At 38.2% G+C, this 2,204-nt stretch carries 1 protein-coding gene and 1 pseudogene; both read left to right on the forward strand.

The genetic code is table 11. From position 1 onward, the window contains the following. A pseudogene (locus ACR2F7_RS06775) lies at positions 1-1,267 on the forward strand (SusC/RagA family TonB-linked outer membrane protein); the annotation flags it as partial. 17 nt (positions 1,268-1,284) lie between these two features. Continuing rightward, positions 1,285-2,204, forward strand: a 920-nt coding sequence (locus ACR2F7_RS06780; RefSeq protein WP_432712824.1) for a RagB/SusD family nutrient uptake outer membrane protein, incomplete at its 3' end; no start/stop codon positions are given.

Here is a 2,204-nt window from a genome sequence, read left to right on the forward strand (position 1 = left end):
CCTTAAAGTACGTGCAAGTTATGGTATTATTGGAAACGCAAATGGTGTGGCTAATTACTCTGGTTATCAAACTTGGAGTTATTCTGCTGTTTATGCCCAAACTACAGGTGGTACAGGTATTCCGGCATCTTACAACCTTACAAAGAATGGTTATGTGAATGATCAATTGACGTGGGAAAATATCAATACTTTCGATGCAGGTCTTGAATTTAGTTTATTTGGCCGTGTAAGAGGTTCCGTTGATTATTATAACCGATTAACGACAAATGCCATCTGGAGTCAACCTATCCCTATTTCAAAAGGACAATCTTCGATTTCTACCAATTCTGCAAAACTGAGCAATAAGGGTATTGAAGTTGACCTTTCTGTTGATATCATTAAGAATGCTGACTGGAACTGGAATGTTTCTACATCCGGTACACACTACAGAACTATCTTAAAAGAAGTGTCTAAAGGAGTTGGCTCACCTGAATTAAATGGAAACTGGACCGCAGGCGTTGATGGTTGGGCAGCCGCTGGTACAGGTGCTGTTACCAATACAGTCTATTTAAGGGGTGTTGATAAAGATTACTACAACTTATACTTATTTAAATATGGTGGCGTTGACCAAAGTACAGGTTTGCCATTATTTTCACATGAAGTAACGCAAAAAGAGCTTGAAGCGGGTCTATATCCAGGACGTAAAGCTGGTGAGAGTTTTCAAACAACGGATTATTCAATAGCAAGCAGGTATGAAATGGGTAGCGCTGTTCCTGATTGGGTAGGTGGTTTTAGCACCTCATTGAGATATAAAAACTTTGATATCTATGCCGCGTTGGCCTATCAGTTAGGCGGTAAGTTTTTCAGTACAGAATATGGGAACAACCTATATGTGAGTGAAAATCCTGGACTTGCAAAATCTGCAGAATTGATCGGTAATACCTGGACTCCGGAAAATACCAATGCTAAATTTCCAATGGCTATGTATGGTAATACTTATGGCAATGGAGCAACCTTTGGAAGCTGGTTATATTCAGATATGGCTTTGTTTAACGCAAGTTATTTATCCCTAAAAAATATAACAATCGGATATACGCTTCCTGAGCAGCTTTTAAAAAGAACCAAAATTAATAAACTGAGAGTGTTTGCTTCAGCAGATAATTTAATGATGCTGACATCACATTCAGGGGTTGATCCAAGGATGTCTCTTGTGGGAGGTTTTGAAGTTGCAGCCTATTCATATCCTTCGATGAGAACGTTTACCTGTGGTTTTAATCTTGAATTTTAATATTTGATATAGTAGATATGAAAAAGATATTAGTTTTATTAACAGTTTGTGCATTTCTATGCTCATGTAGTAAAAATTTAGACGTTGCACCTCCAAACAGCATAACAGATGAACAGATCCAGGAACTATTGGCCAAGGGGGATGAAAAAACCATCCAGCTGATTTTAGGAAGTATGGCTAATAATATGCCTCTACTTGTCAATTCTGGGGCTACTGGCAGTCAAGGTTCTGATGATCGCTACAGGAGTATTCAAGGATTGCTGGCGATGAAAAATCTTGAAGGCAATGACATTATATTTGGAAGCCGAGCTTTATCAATTTTCGGTGCTGATGAATATAAATTCCTTGATTTTATTTCTACCGGAGTGGATAAAAATGCGCCATATTGGAATTATTCATACAATTTGATCACCGCTGCAAATCAATTGCTCTATTATCTGGATGATCAAACAGTTGGCAGCAATGTGAAGTTGCAGGATTATAAAGCCAGAGCGCTAACCCTGAGAGCGTATGCCTATAATTTTTTAATGGAAAATTACCAGGATGCTTATTTACAAGGAGGAAAGAGCAAATTGGGAATGCCTTTATATGACTTTTATGCTCCTACACAAGAAAGTAAAGCAAGATCTTCTGCGGAGGAAACGTATGCATTTATCAAAAACGACCTGAACAAAGCACACCAGTTATTTACTAGTGCAGGCATTAATTATACTGCAGATCTTTCAGATTTTGATTTGTCGGTAGTATCCTTTTTACAAGCTAAAGTAGCACGAGCTACAGGTGATTGGGCAACAGTAATCAGCAAGAGTAATGAAGTTTTAGGTAGGTACCCATCGCTAATGTCAGAAGCAATTTACGGAGGACACATTACCGGTACGCAGACTAATCGCGAAATCAGACCTGAACAGAATGGTTTTTTAAATATTACTGTAAATCC

The organism is Pedobacter sp. (assembly GCF_045628745.1).
Classification (GTDB): Bacteria; Bacteroidota; Bacteroidia; order Sphingobacteriales; family Sphingobacteriaceae; genus Pedobacter.